This window comes from Stenotrophomonas sp. 2694 (assembly GCF_040548715.1).
In the GTDB taxonomy this organism is placed as follows: Bacteria; Pseudomonadota; Gammaproteobacteria; order Xanthomonadales; family Xanthomonadaceae; genus Stenotrophomonas; species Stenotrophomonas indicatrix.
The window spans coordinates 379749-395783 of record NZ_JBEPSG010000001.1; the positions used below are offsets into that span (position 1 = coordinate 379749).

Sequence of the window (16035 nt, forward strand, 5' to 3'; positions counted from 1 at the left end):
GCCGTATGTCGTTACTGATCGTACTTGCAGCGCTGGCCTTCCTCATCCTGGTGGCCTACCGCGGTTACAGCGTGATCCTGTTCGCGCCCATCGCCGCGCTTGGCGCAGTGCTGCTCACCGATCCCTCGCTGGTGGCACCGATGTTCACCGGCTTGTTCATGGACAAGATGGTTGGCTTCCTCAAGCTCTACTTTCCGGTGTTCCTGCTGGGCGCGGTGTTCGGCAAGCTGATTGAACTGTCCGGCTTCTCCCGCTCGATCGTGGGTGCGGCGATCCGCTTGTTCGGACCGCAGCGGGCGATGCTGTCGATCGTGCTGGTGTCGGGCCTGCTCACCTACGGCGGCGTGTCGTTGTTCGTGGTGGTGTTCGCGGTCTATCCGTTCGCGGCCGAGATGTTCCGCCAGAGCAACATCCCCAAGCGCCTGATTCCGGCCACGCTGGGGGTGGGCGGCTTCAGCTTCACCATGGACGCATTGCCGGGCACGCCGCAGATCCAGAACATCATCCCGACCACGTTCTTCGGCACCGATACCTGGGCGGCTCCGGTACTGGGTACGCTGGGCAGTGTGTTCGTGCTTGCGGTGGGCATGGCCTACCTGGAGTGGCGCCGTCGCGCGGCGGTGCGCAGTGGCGAGGGCTACGGAGACCCGGCCACCTTGGTGAACGAGCCGGCACCGTTTGCAGGCACCCGTCTGGCCCACGCGGGCATTGCCGTGCTGCCGTTGCTGCTGGTGTTTGTGTCCAACAAGCTGTTCACCCTGGGCATACCGCACTGGTACGGTGCGGAGCACAGCTTCGTGCCGTCGATCATGGGCAGCGCCGCGCCGGTGGTGCAGGGCGTGGCGAAGATCACCGCAATCTGGGCCGTGCTGGGGGCGCTGCTGGTTGGCATCCTGTCGGTGCTGGCGCTGGCCTGGCGCCCGGTGGTCACCCAGTTTGCCGAAGGCACCAAGGCGGCGATCGGTGGTGCCGTGCTGGCAGCCATGAACACCGCCTCGGAATATGGCTTCGGCGCGGTCATCGCCGCGTTGCCTGGCTTCATGGTGGTGGCCAACGCGCTGGGGGCGATCAAGGACCCCCTGCTGCATGAAGCGGTCACCGTAACCGGTCTTGCCGGCGTCACCGGCTCTGCATCGGGCGGCATGAGCATCGCCCTGGCGGCAATGTCGGAGACCTTCATCGCCAACGCGCAGGCTGCCGGCATCCCGATGGAGGTGCTGCATCGTGTTGCCGCGATGGCATCGGGCGGCATGGACAGCCTGCCGCACAACGGTGCAGTCATCACCCTGCTGATGGTCACCGGGCTGACCCATCGGCAGGCCTACAAGGACATTTTCGCAGTGACCATCATCAAGACCCTCGCGGTGTTCGTGGTGATCGGCATCTACTACGCCACCGGCTGGGTTTGACAGCGGCGTCGCAGCACCCTCTGGAAGGTCGGTCCACGAGGATTTCCGGTACCACTTCATCCACGACTCACGCATGAGGATCTGGTCATGAAATCTGGAATCGATTCAATCAAGGCGCTGATGCTGCTGCTGTGCACCTGGCTGGCCACCACGGGCGCCGCCTCTGCGGCAGACCCACCCGGGCATTGGGACGTTGGCCTGTACGGCAATCTGTTCGGCGCTCGCGAGTACCAGGTGTGGGTGCCGGCCGGCTACGACGAAACGCAGCCACTGCCCCTGTTGCTGGTGCTGCACGGCTGCGTGACCGGGCCGAACCTGATGGGCGAGGCCTCCGGCTTCAACGAGGTGGCCGACACCGAAGGCTTCATCGTGGTCTACCCGCGGCAGAACGTAACCTCCAACCCCGCACGCTGCTGGAACTGGCAGCTGCCGATCAACCAGGCGCGCGACAGTGGCGAAGCCTCCATCCTGGCCGGCATCGTGGACAAGGTGAAAGCGGGCTACAGCATCGATCCGCATCGCGTGTACGTCACCGGCATTTCCGCCGGCGGGGCGATGACTTCGATCATGCTGGCCTGTTATTCGGATGTGTTCGCGGCGGGCGCGATCCACTCCGGCGGCATGTACAAGGGCGCGACCACGATTTCCGGCAGCGCCTATGCGCTGTTGGCCGGCAGCATCTACTCACCGGACAGCAACGGGCGGCTGGCCTGGCAGTGCTCGGGCTCGCCGTCGCCGCGGCCGATCCCGGTGCTGGTCTTCCATGGCACCGCCGACGCCACGGTGAACCCGATCAACGGGCAGCAGGCCGTGCGCCAGTTCCTGCAGACCAATGACCTGGCTGACGATGGCATGGACAACGACTCGGTGAAGTACGTGCCGACCAGCACCTTCCACGGCCAGGTGCCGGGTGGGCGTGCCTACACGGTTGACTCTTACACCTATGGCGGCAGGACGCTGGTGCAGCATTACGTGGTGCAGGGGATGGGGCATGCCTGGAGCGGCAGCCAGTCCGGTTTGCCGTTCACCGATCCCAAGGGGCCGGATGCCACGTTGATTACCTGGCTGTTCCTGAAGGATCAGCAGCGCTGAGTGTGGAGGCACAGGAGCAGGGGAGGCGGCGCCAGTGTGGGAGCGGTGGGCTCCCGCACTGGCGCGCGGCCTTTGCCTCATCCATCCAAGCGTGTGCGCCCGCATGCGCACTCGTGCTCAGCCGCGGGCCAGAAGCTCGTCGCGGATGATCTGTGCACCTGCGCTGAGCGCGCGCAGCTTGCCTCGTGCCACGTCACGCGACAGCGGCGCCATGCCGCAGTTGGTGCTGGGGTAGAGCTTGTCAGCATCCACGAACTGCAGGGCCTTGCGCAGCGTGTTGGCCACTTCTTCCGGCGTCTCGACCGTGCTGGAAGCCACATCGATGGCACCGACCATCACCTTCTTGCCGCGCACCAGCTCGATCAGGTCAATCGGCACGTGCGAGTTGTGGCATTCCAGCGAGATGATGTCGATGCTGGACGTCTGCAGCTTCGGGAACGACTCCTCATACTGGCGCCATTCCGAACCCAGCGTCTGCTTCCAGTCGGTGTTGGCCTTGATGCCGTAGCCGTAGCAGATATGCACCGCGGTTTCGCACTTGAGCCCTTCGACCGCGCGCTCCAGTGCAGCGACACCCCAATCGTTCACTTCGTCGAAGAACACATTGAAGGCCGGTTCGTCGAACTGGATGATGTCGACGCCGGCCGCCTCCAGTTCCCTGGCTTCCTGGTTGAGGATCCCGGCGAACTCCCATGCGAGCTTTTCGCGGCTCTTGTAGTGCGCATCGTAGAGCGTGTCGATCATGGTCATCGGGCCGGGCAGCGCCCACTTGATCGGCTGCGTGGTGTGCCTGCGCAGGAACCTCGCGTCCTCCACGAACACCGACTTCGGACGACTCACCGCACCCACCACGGTGGGCACGCTGGCGTCGTAGCGGTCGCGGATGCGGACGGTTTCGCGCTTCTCGAAATCGACACCACTGAGGTTCTCGATGAACGTGGTGACGAAATGCTGCCGTGTCTGCTCACCATCACTGACGATGTCGATGCCGGCATGCTGCTGCTCCTGCAGGGACAGGCGCAGGGCATCCTGCTTGCCCTCCAGCAGCTCTTCATCCTGCAGCTTCCAGGGCGACCAGAGCTTTTCCGGCTGTGCAAGCCAGGACGGCTTGGGCAGGCTGCCGGCGGTCGAGGTGGGCAGTAGTTTCTTCATCGGGCTGTTTCTTGTGTCCAGGTGGGAAAGGGGAATCGACTGATCAGCGGGCGGCCCACTGCTCAAGCACGGCGCGGTACGGCTTGATGAAGTGTTCTTCGGTGAACCGGCCTTGCTTGACGGCCAGCTGGCTGCGCTCTTCGCGGTCGTAGACGATGCGGGTGGACGAATAGTCCTGGTGCTTCAGGCTGGGCTGGTAGACCTTGCCCGCTACGGAATTGGCGTTGTAGATCTCGGGGCGGTAGATCTTCTGGAAGGCCTCCATCGTGCTGATGGTGCCGATCAGTTCCAGGTTCGAGTAGTCGCCCAGCAGGTCACCCTGGAAGTAGAACGCCAGTGGCGCGACGCTGCCTGGCGGCATGAAGTAGCGCACCTGCAGCCCCATCTTGTCGAAGTACTGGTCGGTGGGGGAGAACTCGCCTTGCCGATACTCGACGCCCAGGATGGGATGGTGGTTCTCGGTGCGATGGTAGGTCTTGCTGCTGGACACGCTGATGCAGATCACCGGCGGCTTGCTGAAGCGCGCACGGTAGGCGTCGGACGCCAGGAAGTGCTTGAACAGCTTGCCATGAAGATCGCCGAAGTCTTCGGGAATGCCGAAGGTGGCCTTGCCTTCGTTGCTGGCGGGCAGCACGACGCTGAAATCGTAGTCGCGGACGTAGGAGGAGAAATTGTTGCCGACGATGCCTTCTGTACGCACGCCGGTGCGCGTGTCGACGATGGTCGGCCGCAGTACCTCGATCAACGGGAACGTATCGCTGCCGTCGCTGCCATCGATGTGCATCTCCACCGAGATGATGTCCAGCTCGACCGCGTAGCGATCCGCGCTGGGGTTGTCCCAGTGCGCCAGATCGTTGAAGCGGTTGTTGATCATGCCGAGCGTGTTGCGCAGGTTTTCCTGGCGGGATTCGCCGCGGGCCAGGTTGGCAAAGTTGGTGGTGATTCGCGTGCCGTCAGCGGGCTGGTAGTCCTCGTTGAAAGGAATACGGGTGATGCTGAAGGTGAAGTTCTCGGTCGTCATGGGCGGCGTTCCGGGTTGCGGGGGTGACATCCGAATGCAGGTCGCTGGCATTCGGCATTCAGAGGACTGCAGCGGCCTCGGTAACGGCAGGTGCTGCACGATGGGAGAGGGCAAGCAGGGGCATCGCTCGCTGCACCGCCAGCCGCGCCCGCTGCATCAGGGCCTCGTTCTGCACGCAGCCGTCTGCGAAATCCTTGTCGGTTGCGTAGACACCCAAGGGCAGGGTTCGCGCCTGGAAGAAGCTGAAAAGCGGTCGCAGCTGGTGGTCGATCACCAGCGCGTGGCGTTCGCTGCCGCCAGTGGCGGCCAGCAGGATCGGGGTATCGACCAGCGCGTCCTGGTCGATGAAATCGAAGAAGTGCTTGAACAGGCCGGTGTACGAACCGCGGTAGACCGGCGTAACCACCACCAGCACATCGGCCCGCTCGACAGCGGCCAACTGCCGCTCCACGGTTTCGGGCAACTGCGAGCGCCGGAGCGCACCGGCCAGTTGTGGCGCCAGTTCACCCAGTTCAATCAGGTGCTGATCGCAGGGGACGCCTTCGCCGATCAGGTCCAGCAGGTGCTCGGCCAGGGTGGCGGCCCTTGAGGGGCGCTGCAGCCCGCCGGAAACGGCGACGATACGGAGGGGGCGGGTCATCTCTTCGCTTCAGCAGGGGAGGGGCTGCTTCGGGGTGACCTGCAGGGGCGCAGTCCTGCGTGCCGGCTGGGTAGCCGCGCTGGCAGGGATCCGAAGGCATGAGCCGATGCTAGCCAGCCCATCCCATGACGTAAAATGGTATTACTTCACCAATCCATGAGTGAGATTCATCGTCATGTTGGAGCGGATCCATCTCAGCATCGTGCAGCAGGTCGAGCAGCAGGGGTCGCTCACGGCCGCCGCCGGCGTGCTGAACCTGACCCAGTCAGCCCTGAGCCACAGCATGAAGAAGCTGGAGCAGCAGTTGGGTACCAACGTCTGGCTGCGCGAAGGCCGCAGCCTGCGCCTGACCCAGGCGGGCCAGTACCTGCTGGCGGTGGCCAACCGGGTGCTGCCGCAGCTGGACCTGGCCGAGGAACGGCTGGGCCAGTTCGCGCAGGGCGAGCGTGGCGCGCTGCGCATCGGCATGGAATGCCACCCCTGCTACCAGTGGCTGCTGAAGATCGTCTCGCCCTATCTGGCCAGCTGGCCCGACGTCGATGTGGACGTCAAACAGAAGTTCCAGTTCGGCGGCATCGGCGCCCTGTTCGGCTATGAGATCGACCTGCTGGTCACGCCCGACCCGCTGTTGAAGCCTGGCCTGAAGTTCGTCCCCGTCTTCGATTACGAGCAGGTGCTGGTGGTGGCCAAGGGCCACGCGCTGGCGTCGGTCGAGCACGTCAAGCCCCGCCAGCTCAGCCAGGAAGTACTCATCAGCTATCCTGTGCCGTTCGAGCGGCTGGATATCTATAACCAGTTCCTGCTGCCTGCCGGGGTCAGGCCCCGGCGCCACAAGGCCATCGAAACCACCGACATCATGATGCAGATGGTGGCCAGCGGTCGCGGCGTGGCCGCCATGCCGCGCTGGCTGGTGGAGGAGTACGCCGCCCGCATGGACGTGGTACCGGTGCGTCTGGGTGCGAAAGGCATTCCCAAGCAGATCTACCTGGGCGCGCGTGAGGCCGATACCGGTATCGATTACCTGCAGGCGTTTGTCGAACTGGCACGGAACAGCTCCACAAGCGCCGGCAACCTGCCTGGAGCCGGCTGATGTCAGCAGGCGTTGGCCGCATGGAGCCACTGGCGCAGACCTTCGTCAACGCCTTTTCATTGGAAGTCAGTGCCAAGGCCATGCCTGCGTTGCGCGCCGAAGCCGCCCGCATTGCACGGGGGACGACGATCTCCATTCCCTACCTGCCGAGCGAGGACGATGCTGCGCGACTGGCCGCGGCACGCAGGGTGCGCGAACTGGGGTTCGAGCCGATGCCGCACCTTTCCGCACGCCGCATCGGCTCGCGGGCGGCGCTGGAGCACTTCGTCGAGCGTGCCGTCATCGACGCTGGCATTGACCGCTGTTTCGTGATCGCAGGCGATCTTGCCACGCCTGCCGGGCCGTTCGCCGACAGCACATCGATCATCGAGAGCGGCATTCTCGAGCGCACCGGCATCAAGGTCGTAGGGGTGGGCGGGCATCCGCAAGGCCATCCGGTGATGACCAGCGCCGAGAGGTGGCGCGTGCTTGAAAACAAGTGCCAGCGTATCGAAGAGCGAGGCATGGCACCGCTGGTCATCACCCAGTTCGCATTCGACGCCGATATCGTTCTGGCCTGGTTGAATGAACTGCGCGCCCGTGGCATCACCCATCCGGTGCTGGTGGGCGTTCCCGGGCCGGCCAGCATCGCGCGGCTTGTACGCTATGCGGCCATGTGCGGCGTCGCTGCAAGCACCTCGATGCTGTCCCGCTACGGCATCTCCATCGGCCGCCTGCTGGGAAGAGCCGGGCCGGACGTGTTCGTGGACCGCCTGGCAGAGGGCTTGACCGAAGCCCATGGGCAGGTCAGCCCGCATCTGTTTCCCTTCGGCGGTATCGCACCGACCATGGAGTGGGTGGAGCACTACCGGATGCGTGCAGGCGATGCGCACACGACCCGCTCACCTGTTGCCGATGAACCGTCATGACACGCATGGGCCTGTCATGGCCGATCACTGCACTCCTCACCCAGCCATTGGCAGAACGCCTGCACATCGGGGCGGTCCTGAGCCATCTCCCGACGGATCAACCAGAATGCGTAACGGTTCTCCAGCTCCAGGCTGAAGGGTTTCACCAGCCTGCCTTGGCGGAGATCGTCTTCCACCAGCGGCGCCACGCCGAGCGCCACGCCATGGCCGGCCACCGCCGCTTCCTGCGCAAGATAGATGCTGGGGAAGACCGGCCCGGCGCTTGCGTTGACGTTGATGGCGCCGGCGGCCTCCAGCCAGTGTGACCACGCCGGCACGCCGGGGCGGTCCGTGGCACTTTCATCGTGCAACAACGTGCAGTGGCGCAGATCATCAGACCGCTGCAGCCGGCCAGCAGTGCCGGCCAGCAGCGCGGGCGAGGACACAGGGAATACCGGCGCCTTCAACAGCAGCTCAGCGCGCACGCCGGTGTAGTTGCCTGCACCGTAGCGGATGCCGACATCGAATCCTCCGCGCAGAAAGTCGGCGTGTTCATTGCCGGTGTCGATGCGCACCCGGACATTGGGGTGCGCATGGTGAAAGCGGTGCAGCCTTGGGGCCAGCCATTTCGCGGCGAACGACTCCATGGTTGTCACCCGCAGCTCGTGTGGTGCGCGCGTCCTGGCGCGCTCCAACGCCAGGTCCAGCTGCCCAAGTAGATCGCCGACCGTTGTTGCCAGCGCCGCGCCGTCTGATGTGAGCGCCACGGCGCGGTGATTGCGCTGGAACAGGCTTACGCCCAGATAGGCCTCGAGGTGTTTGACCTGATGGCTGACCGCAGCCGGGGTGACGAACAGTTCGCGCGCCGCCTGATTGAAGCTGAGGTGGCGGGCAGCCGCTTCGAACGTGCGCAGCGCATTCAGTGGGGCAGTGGGGCGGGCTTTCACGGGCACCATCCAAAGCAGGGGCCCTGTCATCGTAGCGCATGAATTTTTCTAACGCGAAGCGTAGAACTACTCGTTTGCCGGGTGCCGCATGAGTTGGTGATGATGCCGATCCTCCCACCCGGAATGCCCGCCGTGCGAATTCAGGAGCTTGCCCCAGATGTGCTGATGTTCGTCGGTGACCAGGTTGAATCGGTCGCTACCGCCTTCGTCAACGGAGACCAGGTGCTGCTGGTGGACGCGTTGGGCAGCGAGGAGGATGCCGCCTGGTTGCGGGACGTACTGCACGGGCAGATGGGCAAGAGGGTACGACTGGTTGCCGCCACCCATTTCATGAGCGACCACATCTGTGGCATGACGCTGTTTCCGGAGGCGCTGACCCTGGCGCACCGCCATCACCGGCATGCCTTTCTTTCGCAGAACCAACCGGTGGCATCACGCTACCGCGATCCCGATATCGTGTTCGACAATCTCGCCATGCGCTGGGGGCGCCACCAGCTGCGCTTCCTGTACAACCCCGGCAAGACGATGGACCACATGAGCGTGGATGTGCCGAGCGCCGATCTGGTCTGCGTGGGCGACAACATCGTCGGCAACATCGTCTATCTCTCCCGGTCGGACCCGGCGCTGCAGCGCGCCGCCATCGGCCGTATCCAGCAGTTCGGGCGCAGCAGGGTGGTCGGCGGGCATATCGGGGTCTTCGATGCGGCGGTGCTGGGCAATGCACTCCACTACCTGCAGCGGATGCAGGAGATCGTCGTGGATATCCGGCTGCGAACTGCGCCGACGGAGACCACGGCGCTGATGGCAGCCATCAGACTGGAGGATTGCATCGCGTCGGGGGTAACGCCGACGGCATTCGAACGAGAATGGCATGGACACAATCTCACGGCGATCGTCGCGCAGTCGATCTTCTCCCTGGACGCTGCGCTGGCAGCAAGGGAGCAGGCCGCATGAAACACGATGCCGTCAACGCACCGGCGCTGGGCAGTCGCAGACGCTTCCTTGCCCGTTGCGCCGGTGTGGCCGCTGCTGCGCTGGTCCCTGCTGGTTCCGCTGCGCCACCGGCGGAGATGCGCAGCCTGCGGGCCCAGCGATTGGCGTGGGCCGGGGTGCGGCTGCAGTTGCCGGAGAGCACGCTGCTGATTGATCCGCTGGTGAATCCCGCAACGTGGGGCAAGGCATTGCCGGACCGGCTGGTGCCGGTGAACGATGTGCTGGGCGAAAGCCACGTGCTGGTCACCCACACCCACTCCGATCACTTCGATGCAGATGCGGTTGCGGCGGCGCTCAGCAAAGGGGGAACACTCGCATATCCAGCCGGCCTGCAGCCCATGCCGCTACCCGCAGCCGCACGTGCACGGCCGAGCGCGCTGTGGGAGCCCCAATTGCTGGGCGACTTCACTGCAACGCCGGTACCGGCATCGGACGGCTACGGCGATACGCAGGTTTCCTGGGTGGTAGCAGCGGGCGGCCGACGCATCTTCCATGGCGGCGACACCCAATGGCACGGCCATTGGTGGCGTATCGGGCGCCAGTTCGGACCGTTCGATGCGGCCTTCCTCCCCATCAATGGCGCCACGTTCGGCTGGCGCGAGCCCGTAAGTGGCCAGCCTGGCGTACTGACGCCGGAGCAAGCGGTGGCAGCGGCGGCAATCCTCGGCGCACGCACGCTGGTGCCCATTCACTATGGCATCAGCGGAATGGACAACTATGCGGAAGTGGACGACCCGCTCGGGCGGCTTCGCAAGGCAGCCGGTGACCGTGCCGTGGCCGTGCAGGTCGTCGAGCCGGGCGCGTGGCTGACATGGCCGGCGTAGTCCCGTATCCGCGCGTGAATCATTCCTGGCCCTGGGAGAACCCATGAATCGAGCACACTGCATTGCAACCGCCATCGCGTTTTCTTCTTTTTCCATGGCCGCCCTGGCGGCGGAAACCACCAGCCCCAAACGCCCCTCGGTCGAGCAGCTGCAGAAGGTTATCGTCAGCACCTCGCCGGAGACCCGCGTGGATGCTCCCGACAAAGAACGCATCACGGTGCGGCGGATCGATATCGTCGACGAGAACGGAGTGATCCGGATGACGCTCTCGGGCCAGACGCCACCGCCCATCATCGATGGCATCCAGTACAAGCGAGCCTTCAATGTGGCGGGCATGGTGCTGTACGACCACAAGGGCAGCGAGCGCGGTGGCTTCGGAACCGCAGACGTCGAGGGCGGCATGGCCGTACTGGCGCTTGACCACCCGGCCATGGATGCAATTGGCTGGCGCGTGTCGCCCGACGGCGACGTGCGGTTCTCGATCAACCAGGCGCCGCCGCTGATTCGCGAGCCGCGGCTGGACAATCGCCTGATTCCGGGGGTGCAGACGCCAACACGCATCGAGATGGCGGTGGCAGCCGATGGCACCCCCGCCATCGCGCTGAACGATCAACAGGACCGCGCCAGGCTGCGCCTGACCGTAACGCCGGAAGGCTACGGGGCCATCGAGTTCCTGGACGTGCAGGGCAGGGTGATCCATACCCTGGCGCCCGAAGCCCATCGGCAGTGATGGCAGGTTGTCACTGACGCAGCAATCGCCCAACTACCATGGAGCCGGCATGGACACTGAAATACGGCAGCTCGAAGAAGCGCTGCGCATCGCGATGCTCACCAGCGACGTGGCCGCGCTGGATGGCCTGATTGCAGACGCCCTGATCTTTGTGGGGCCTTCGGGCGAAGTGTTTGGCAAGCAGGATGATCTGGCCCTGCATCGTTCAGGGCGCCAGAAGCTGAGCATGGCCGAATGGCAATCGGTGGAGATTGCCCTGCATGATCAAACCGCTGTTGCACTCACTACTGCGGACCTGGCCGGAACCTTCGATGGCGCAGCCTTCTCTGGCCGCTTCAGGTACTGCCGCTTCTGGGGGAAGACGGCCGGTGTCTGGCAGGTGCTGGGCGGCTCGGTTGTCGCTCTGCCCGCAGCAATGGAGACAATCGCCTAGACAGCCGGCGGTGACTCATGGCCCGGGGTGGACGTTGTTCTCCGCATCCTCCATTCCCGGGCTCACCCGGCGGCCGATGTCCTTCAGCCTTGCCAGCTGGTCGACCATCGACGGTGCATCGTCCAGGCTGCCGACAAAGGTCCACAGGTAGGTCATCACCGCATAGACGTGGCCAGGGGTCACGCCATCGGTCGTGGCGAGGCGGCCGATGGTCAAGGCAAACAGCACCGCAGCAGCCGCACCGACCACCACGAAGGCACCAGCCTCGCGATCGGACAGCAGGATGCGCAGTCGCGACAGGGTACGGTAGTGGCGGCGCAGTACCGACGGGCCGACCCGGTCGACCAGCCGGATTTCATGCTCCAGCCGGTTGTTCAGGCGGCCGTGCAACTGCTCGTTGCGGCGAGCGAACGAGGGCAGCAACACCAGCGCACCGAGCAGGGCGATGAGGCTGGCGGCCCCAACCAGGGGTTCGATTGCCAGCAGCATCGCCGCCGCGCCGAACATGGAAACGAGCGCAGTGGCGATGATCGGCACGTGCTTCTCGAAGAAGTCGACGAACTCGCGGGCCAGTACCACCCGCGCCGCCGAGGTGGAGGTAGCCTGGCCCTGGCGCCGCTGCGCCTGCACCACGTTTACCGCCAGATCGGCGTAGATACGGGTGAAGGTGCGTGTATCGACCGCACGGCGGGCGGCGCCTACCAGCCAGAACAGCAGCACCACGCCGGCGTAGGAAATGGCATGGCCGACGTTGCCACGGATGATCGCGTCCACCGCGAAGCCGGCGAACAGCGGATAGGCCAGCAGCAGCGCATTCTCCAGCGCCACCAGCGAAAAGGTGCCGGTGAGCTGCCAGGGGTAGGTGCGCAGGATGGCTTTCAGGGTGGCGGCCGCATTCTGCTGGCCGATGCTGCCGGCTGCGACGGCCGGATCGTGTGGGGGCTTCATGGGGACCTGGGCAGATCGAGGATGGGGCAGGGGATCGATGGAGGCATTTCCCCTGATCGCTGCCAGTATCTGCAGTCCTTTGGAGGGAGCATGGAGGAGCGATGGAGATTGCGTGGAGATGCTGGCAGCGTTCAGCGACGGGCGTGCACCGGCCAGGGGAGCTCGACCCGGGGCGAGGCTCGGCATCCATCGGCAATCGAGCCCCTGCCATCGGGTATCTTAAGAGCCCTTTTCCCACCTCCCTTCAAGCGCCTACGCATGCATGCGAATCCGATGACTGTTCGAAACAGGCGATGGCTCGGCAGCGTGGTCGTATCCGCGGCGTTGTTGGCGGCAGGCTGCGCCAGCGAGAAGGCCGCAACGAAGGATCTCGGGGCGGAGATCGACGAAGTTGCCGCGACGCTGATCCAGCGGCCGCTACTTCATTCGACCTCGATCGGCGTCGTGTACCGGGGCGAGGAATTCGTCCGTCATCGCGGCGACATGGAAACCGGCAAGCCTGGCCCTCCAACCGATGCGACCCTCTACGAGATCGGTTCGTTGAGCAAGACCCTGGCCGGCACCCTGATGGCCAATGCCGTTCTGGAACACAAGGTCAGTCTGGACGACGACGTCCGGCAGTACCTGCAGGGGGACTATCCGAACCTGCAGTACAAGGGCGAGCCCATCCGCATCCGCCATCTGCTGTCGCACACCAGCGGCCTGCCGAACATGCTGCCGGAACGCGCGAACACGGTGTTGGAGGACTTCACCGATCATCGTACGCCCAGCGAACTCAACACCCTCTATGCGCACTACGGCAGGGCTGACTTCTTCAAGGATCTGCACGCCGTCGAGATTGACCGGGCACCCGGCAAGGACTACGCCTACTCCAGTGCCGGAACGGAACTGACAGCGCATATCCTGGAAACCGTCTACAACAGCGACTACGAGTCGCTGTTACGGGGATTCCTTGGCGATTCCGCGGCGATGACGGGTCTCAGAATCAGACTCAGCGACAGCGAAGCGTCCCGGCTTGCGGTCGGCTATCACAGCGACAACCCGATGCCGACCACGCCGATGCCACAGCTGCCGTGGGGCGCCTCCGGGAACGTGAAGGCAACTGTCCCGGAAATGGTGAAGTACCTAAGGTTCCAGCTGGCCAACGGGCCGGTGGTAAAGGAGTCGCATCGCCCTCTGGTCACGTTCGATTCGGAGTTCAGCATCGGCTACTTCTGGAACATCGTTTCCGGTGACCGGCTGAAGGGCGTCTACCATGCGCATCATGGTGGTGTACCGCGGTCGCAGTGCTACATCTACATCGTGCCCAAGTACGATCTTGGCATCTTCATCATCACCAACCAGAGCGGCGACCAGACGGCGCGCGCCATGGAGGCTGCGATCGATGCGCTGGTCGAAAAAATCGCCGCGCTGGAAGCTCTCGCTGGTAATGATGTTTCCCGATAGAGAGGGTGTTTCCCAGCTGTCCGGTGTGGTGCCGAACAGTGTTGGCACCCCAGGCAGGAGCATTGCGCATTGATCACCCGTACGTTGAACAGGATTCTACTGCTCGCAGGCTTGGGGCTTGTCATTGCGCCGAACGCCCCAGCAGCAGAATCGATCCGCAGCACCGTTCCCAGGCAGGATGAAATCGATCAGGCGCTGGCGCTTGTGTCCTGCAAGGCGGATCGCACCGCATTCCGGGCGTTGGCCCATCAATTGCGTGACATCGCAACCCGCGGGAAGCCATCGGGTGGCTGGCAGCCGATCGCCGGCAAGGGTGGGGGTTACAGCAATGCACTGGGCGACATGCCCGGCGTTGTCGCGGAAATGAAGCTTCCGGCACCGGCTCTGGTCTTCGGTCATCCGTCCACGCGGCTGATACTGTCGCGCAGTTCCGTGGTGGCTGTCTTCGATGCAGCCCTTGCTGCAGACCTCACCAAATCGCTTTCCCTCGATGTGCCGGGGACGCAGGGCGAACCCGGAGGAATGCGGGTGGTCCAGTCAGCACCGGAAGCCCAGGGCGATGGCATTGAAGTGATGGCACTGGTGGCCCAGCGCATCGAGGCCGACCCGATGCCGATCGCCGTGGCCGGGTGCCTGTACTTCACCCGGTGAAGTGCGCGACGTTCTCATGGACGGGCCCCTTCCCGGTTTCCGATCTTCGCTCCGGGGCTGTGAACAGAGGGATTCAAGGGCGCGGACCAACCTCGAAATCCTGCGCACGTACGGGCTGTTCGATCCGCAGGAATGCCAGGCTCGCCTTGCGCGGTGAACACTAAACGTCTCGGCGCTCCCCGGTTTCAGACGTGCTTTCCACCCCTTCGTCGGCCACCACGGGAATTGGTCGCGCGTCCATCAGCAGTGTCGATGCGTTTGGCTAGGCTGGATCGATCGACCCCAAGGACGAATGATTTCGATGAATCGCTGGCTCTTTCTGCTGCTTGCCGCGCTCCCGTTCGCTGCCGGGGCCATCGTCATCCGTGATGATGTCGACGATGGCAGGTACCGCATCGAACGATCTGACTTCCCGGCGCTGGCGGACATGCCAGGAGAGGGGCACGGCGTTCTCATCGCCCCGCGTTGGGTGCTGACCGCAGCGCATGCAGCGCCGATGGAAGGGATGGGAGCAACGATCGCGATCAATGGCAACGCGTATGGCGTTGAACGCGTATTCCTGCATCCCGGCTACCGGAGGATGCCCGAGGCTCTGGGCAAGGAGGCGATGGCAACAGGAAGTCCTTCCCGGATCCATGCCTTCCTGGCGGCCTCGGATGACATCGCGCTGATCAAGCTTGCCGCGCCAGTGACCGATGCCACGCCCGTGGCGCTGTATCGGGGTTCAGCAGAGGTCACGCAGGTCGCCGTCCTGATAGGGAAGGGCGCCACCGGCAACGGTGCGGTTGGCCAGTTGCCGGATGCGCAGCACCGTACATCCCTGCGGCGGGCCCACAACACGATTACCGGCGGCAATCAGCGGTATCTCTGGTACCGGTTCGATCCGCCGCCGCAGGGCCTGCCGCTTGAGGGCGTACTGGGAAGTGGAGACAGCGGTGGTCCGCTTGTGGTCAACGACCACGGCACCTGGCAATTGGTGGGACTGGGGTCCTGGATCACGGCCGTACCCGAGCATGCCCTTGAAGCGGGCTTCTATGGCCAGATGGTCCACAACGTTCGCGTGTCACGCTACGTCGACTGGATCGAGGCCGTCATGCGGCAGGGGGACGATAGCCTGCCGCCCAGTAAAACCGGACGCGCCAATGGCTCACTTGGAAATGGACGCCCGTAAAAGGCTCGATCGTGAAATCCCGCACAAGCTGTTCTGAAGCGGAGCGCGCGCAGATGTGCCGCGCTCAGCGCTCAGCGCTCAGCGCACCGCGCATGTCGCTGAGGTGGCCCGCGGGGCGGGCACCCGCCACACCTGTTCACCTTCCTCGTCATTGCCCACGTAGAACGCGATGCGCCCATCCTCCTCGCGGCGAAGCGTGGGACTGAACGTGATGGTGTCCATTTCGCCGCCCTTGCCGACGAAGCGCATTTCACCGCCGCAGACAAAGTTCGAACCGGCCTGCTCTCCCAGCGCACCACAGTTCAGTGGCGAGGATTCGACGCGGACCAACGGATTTACCCGAGGCTGGATACGCCTCTGGTCAGCCAGCTCGCAGAAGTGGTCGGCGATGGTGCTGCGCATCTCGGCCTGTAAGGGCATCCATGCGGGGCAGCGGGACGCGTCGTCCTGGCAGCTGCTGGCCGGGGCGGTGGAGGCGGGCTGGGTGGACGGTGCTGCGATCGTCCCGGAAAGCGGCAGCAGGGAAGCTGCGATGGCAAGCAACAGGCGAGTGGAGACGGACACGCGCATCTCTGGTCAGTTGAGCCCGGCATCGTAACGC

The 16035-nt window shown here is 64.5% G+C and carries 17 protein-coding genes; 11 read left to right on the forward strand and 6 right to left on the reverse strand.

Translation table 11 applies throughout. The features are described from left to right. The first annotated feature begins 5 nt into the window (after positions 1 to 5). On the forward strand, positions 6 to 1409 hold the full coding sequence (locus ABIA73_RS01775; RefSeq protein WP_025874523.1) for a GntP family permease: 1404 nt from the start codon (positions 6 to 8) through the stop codon (positions 1407 to 1409). A gap of 87 nt (positions 1410 to 1496) precedes the next feature. Then, positions 1497 to 2501 carry an extracellular catalytic domain type 1 short-chain-length polyhydroxyalkanoate depolymerase gene (locus ABIA73_RS01780; protein WP_354275332.1) on the forward strand — a complete coding sequence of 335 codons (1005 nt, stop codon included), beginning with the start codon at positions 1497 to 1499 and terminating at the stop codon, positions 2499 to 2501. A gap of 117 nt (positions 2502 to 2618) precedes the next feature. Here the strand turns inward: ABIA73_RS01780 and ABIA73_RS01785 are convergent, their stop codons facing one another. The 3 genes from ABIA73_RS01785 to msuE are packed head-to-tail and all read right to left on the reverse strand — an operon-like array spanning position 2619 to position 5314. After that, positions 2619 to 3653: a methionine synthase gene (locus ABIA73_RS01785; RefSeq protein WP_354275333.1), complete on the reverse strand. Its 1035-nt coding sequence runs from the start codon at positions 3651 to 3653 to the stop codon at positions 2619 to 2621. A 43-nt stretch (positions 3654 to 3696) separates the two neighbouring features. Next, positions 3697 to 4674, reverse strand: a complete 978-nt coding sequence (locus tag ABIA73_RS01790) for a DUF1852 domain-containing protein (RefSeq protein WP_354275334.1) — start codon at positions 4672 to 4674, stop codon at positions 3697 to 3699. 58 nt (positions 4675 to 4732) lie between these two features. Then, positions 4733 to 5314 (reverse strand): FMN reductase, encoded by a 582-nt coding sequence (gene msuE / locus ABIA73_RS01795; protein WP_025874527.1) that lies wholly within the window; start codon positions 5312 to 5314, stop codon positions 4733 to 4735. A gap of 175 nt (positions 5315 to 5489) precedes the next feature. Between msuE and ABIA73_RS01800 the strand changes: the two genes are divergently transcribed. Both ABIA73_RS01800 and ABIA73_RS01805 read left to right on the forward strand, forming a co-directional pair. After that, positions 5490 to 6404, forward strand: coding sequence for a LysR family transcriptional regulator (locus ABIA73_RS01800; protein WP_279207264.1), 915 nt, complete (start codon positions 5490 to 5492; stop codon positions 6402 to 6404). Next, positions 6404 to 7312: a methylenetetrahydrofolate reductase gene (locus ABIA73_RS01805; protein ID WP_279207266.1), complete on the forward strand. Its 909-nt coding sequence runs from the start codon at positions 6404 to 6406 to the stop codon at positions 7310 to 7312. Before ABIA73_RS01800 ends, ABIA73_RS01805 begins: the two co-directional genes overlap by 1 nt. Before the next feature lie 14 nt (positions 7313 to 7326). On the opposite strand, the gene gcvA is transcribed toward ABIA73_RS01805, so the two are convergent. Next, complete coding sequence (gene gcvA / locus ABIA73_RS01810; RefSeq protein ID WP_157804385.1) at positions 7327 to 8238, reverse strand: transcriptional regulator GcvA; 912 nt, start codon at positions 8236 to 8238, stop codon at positions 7327 to 7329. Between the two features lie 99 nt (positions 8239 to 8337). On the opposite strand from gcvA, the gene ABIA73_RS01815 reads away from it, so the two are divergent. From ABIA73_RS01815 to ABIA73_RS01830, 4 genes are read left to right on the forward strand one after another with little or no spacing between them, the layout of a single operon-like run. Then, entirely contained in the window at positions 8338 to 9192 is an 855-nt protein-coding gene (locus tag ABIA73_RS01815; protein ID WP_279207268.1) for an MBL fold metallo-hydrolase, read from the forward strand. Then, positions 9189 to 10055, forward strand: coding sequence for an MBL fold metallo-hydrolase (locus ABIA73_RS01820; RefSeq protein WP_223482504.1), 867 nt, complete (start codon positions 9189 to 9191; stop codon positions 10053 to 10055). The genes ABIA73_RS01815 and ABIA73_RS01820 overlap by 4 nt, the downstream gene beginning before the upstream one ends. 43 nt (positions 10056 to 10098) lie before the next feature. Further along, on the forward strand, positions 10099 to 10785 hold the full coding sequence (locus ABIA73_RS01825; RefSeq protein ID WP_354275335.1) for a hypothetical protein: 687 nt from the start codon (positions 10099 to 10101) through the stop codon (positions 10783 to 10785). 49 nt (positions 10786 to 10834) lie between these two features. Continuing rightward, complete coding sequence (locus tag ABIA73_RS01830; protein WP_025874534.1) at positions 10835 to 11218, forward strand: nuclear transport factor 2 family protein; 384 nt, start codon at positions 10835 to 10837, stop codon at positions 11216 to 11218. A gap of 15 nt (positions 11219 to 11233) precedes the next feature. Here the strand turns inward: ABIA73_RS01830 and ABIA73_RS01835 are convergent, their stop codons facing one another. Further along, positions 11234 to 12166, reverse strand: a complete 933-nt coding sequence (locus ABIA73_RS01835; RefSeq protein ID WP_354275336.1) for an ABC transporter six-transmembrane domain-containing protein — start codon at positions 12164 to 12166, stop codon at positions 11234 to 11236. A gap of 273 nt (positions 12167 to 12439) precedes the next feature. On the opposite strand from ABIA73_RS01835, the gene ABIA73_RS01840 reads away from it, so the two are divergent. The 3 genes from ABIA73_RS01840 to ABIA73_RS01850 all read left to right on the forward strand — a co-directional run bounded on the left by ABIA73_RS01840 (position 12440) and on the right by ABIA73_RS01850 (position 15434). Continuing rightward, complete coding sequence (locus tag ABIA73_RS01840; RefSeq protein WP_354275337.1) at positions 12440 to 13612, forward strand: serine hydrolase domain-containing protein; 1173 nt, start codon at positions 12440 to 12442, stop codon at positions 13610 to 13612. Positions 13613 to 13681: 69 nt separating this feature from the next. After that, complete coding sequence (locus ABIA73_RS01845; protein ID WP_354275338.1) at positions 13682 to 14263, forward strand: hypothetical protein; 582 nt, start codon at positions 13682 to 13684, stop codon at positions 14261 to 14263. 301 nt (positions 14264 to 14564) lie between these two features. Next, the gene (locus tag ABIA73_RS01850) at positions 14565 to 15434 is read left to right on the forward strand and encodes a S1 family peptidase (protein WP_354275339.1); all 870 of its coding nucleotides are present in this window, start codon (positions 14565 to 14567) and stop codon (positions 15432 to 15434) included. 78 nt (positions 15435 to 15512) lie between these two features. On the opposite strand, the gene ABIA73_RS01855 is transcribed toward ABIA73_RS01850, so the two are convergent. Next, positions 15513 to 15998 carry a hypothetical protein gene (locus ABIA73_RS01855; RefSeq protein WP_354275340.1) on the reverse strand — a complete coding sequence of 162 codons (486 nt, stop codon included), beginning with the start codon at positions 15996 to 15998 and terminating at the stop codon, positions 15513 to 15515. Positions 15999 to 16035 lie beyond the last annotated feature (37 nt).

Bases quoted from the DNA above. Each gene is read 5' to 3' on its own strand.
- ABIA73_RS01775 (WP_025874523.1), top strand. From the start codon at position 6: ATGTCGTTACTGATCGTACTTGCAGCGCTGGCCTTCCTCATCCTGGTG.
- ABIA73_RS01780 (WP_354275332.1), top strand. From the start codon at position 1,497: ATGAAATCTGGAATCGATTCAATCAAGGCGCTGATGCTGCTGCTGTGC.
- ABIA73_RS01785 (WP_354275333.1), bottom strand. From the start codon at position 3,653: ATGAAGAAACTACTGCCCACCTCGACCGCCGGCAGCCTGCCCAAGCCG.
- ABIA73_RS01790 (WP_354275334.1), bottom strand. From the start codon at position 4,674: ATGACGACCGAGAACTTCACCTTCAGCATCACCCGTATTCCTTTCAAC.
- msuE (WP_025874527.1), bottom strand. From the start codon at position 5,314: ATGACCCGCCCCCTCCGTATCGTCGCCGTTTCCGGCGGGCTGCAGCGC.
- ABIA73_RS01800 (WP_279207264.1), top strand. From the start codon at position 5,490: ATGTTGGAGCGGATCCATCTCAGCATCGTGCAGCAGGTCGAGCAGCAG.
- ABIA73_RS01805 (WP_279207266.1), top strand. From the start codon at position 6,404: ATGTCAGCAGGCGTTGGCCGCATGGAGCCACTGGCGCAGACCTTCGTC.
- ABIA73_RS01815 (WP_279207268.1), top strand. From the start codon at position 8,338: ATGATGCCGATCCTCCCACCCGGAATGCCCGCCGTGCGAATTCAGGAG.
- ABIA73_RS01820 (WP_223482504.1), top strand. From the start codon at position 9,189: ATGAAACACGATGCCGTCAACGCACCGGCGCTGGGCAGTCGCAGACGC.
- ABIA73_RS01825 (WP_354275335.1), top strand. From the start codon at position 10,099: ATGAATCGAGCACACTGCATTGCAACCGCCATCGCGTTTTCTTCTTTT.
- ABIA73_RS01830 (WP_025874534.1), top strand. From the start codon at position 10,835: ATGGACACTGAAATACGGCAGCTCGAAGAAGCGCTGCGCATCGCGATG.
- ABIA73_RS01835 (WP_354275336.1), bottom strand. From the start codon at position 12,166: ATGAAGCCCCCACACGATCCGGCCGTCGCAGCCGGCAGCATCGGCCAG.
- ABIA73_RS01840 (WP_354275337.1), top strand. From the start codon at position 12,440: ATGACTGTTCGAAACAGGCGATGGCTCGGCAGCGTGGTCGTATCCGCG.
- ABIA73_RS01850 (WP_354275339.1), top strand. From the start codon at position 14,565: ATGAATCGCTGGCTCTTTCTGCTGCTTGCCGCGCTCCCGTTCGCTGCC.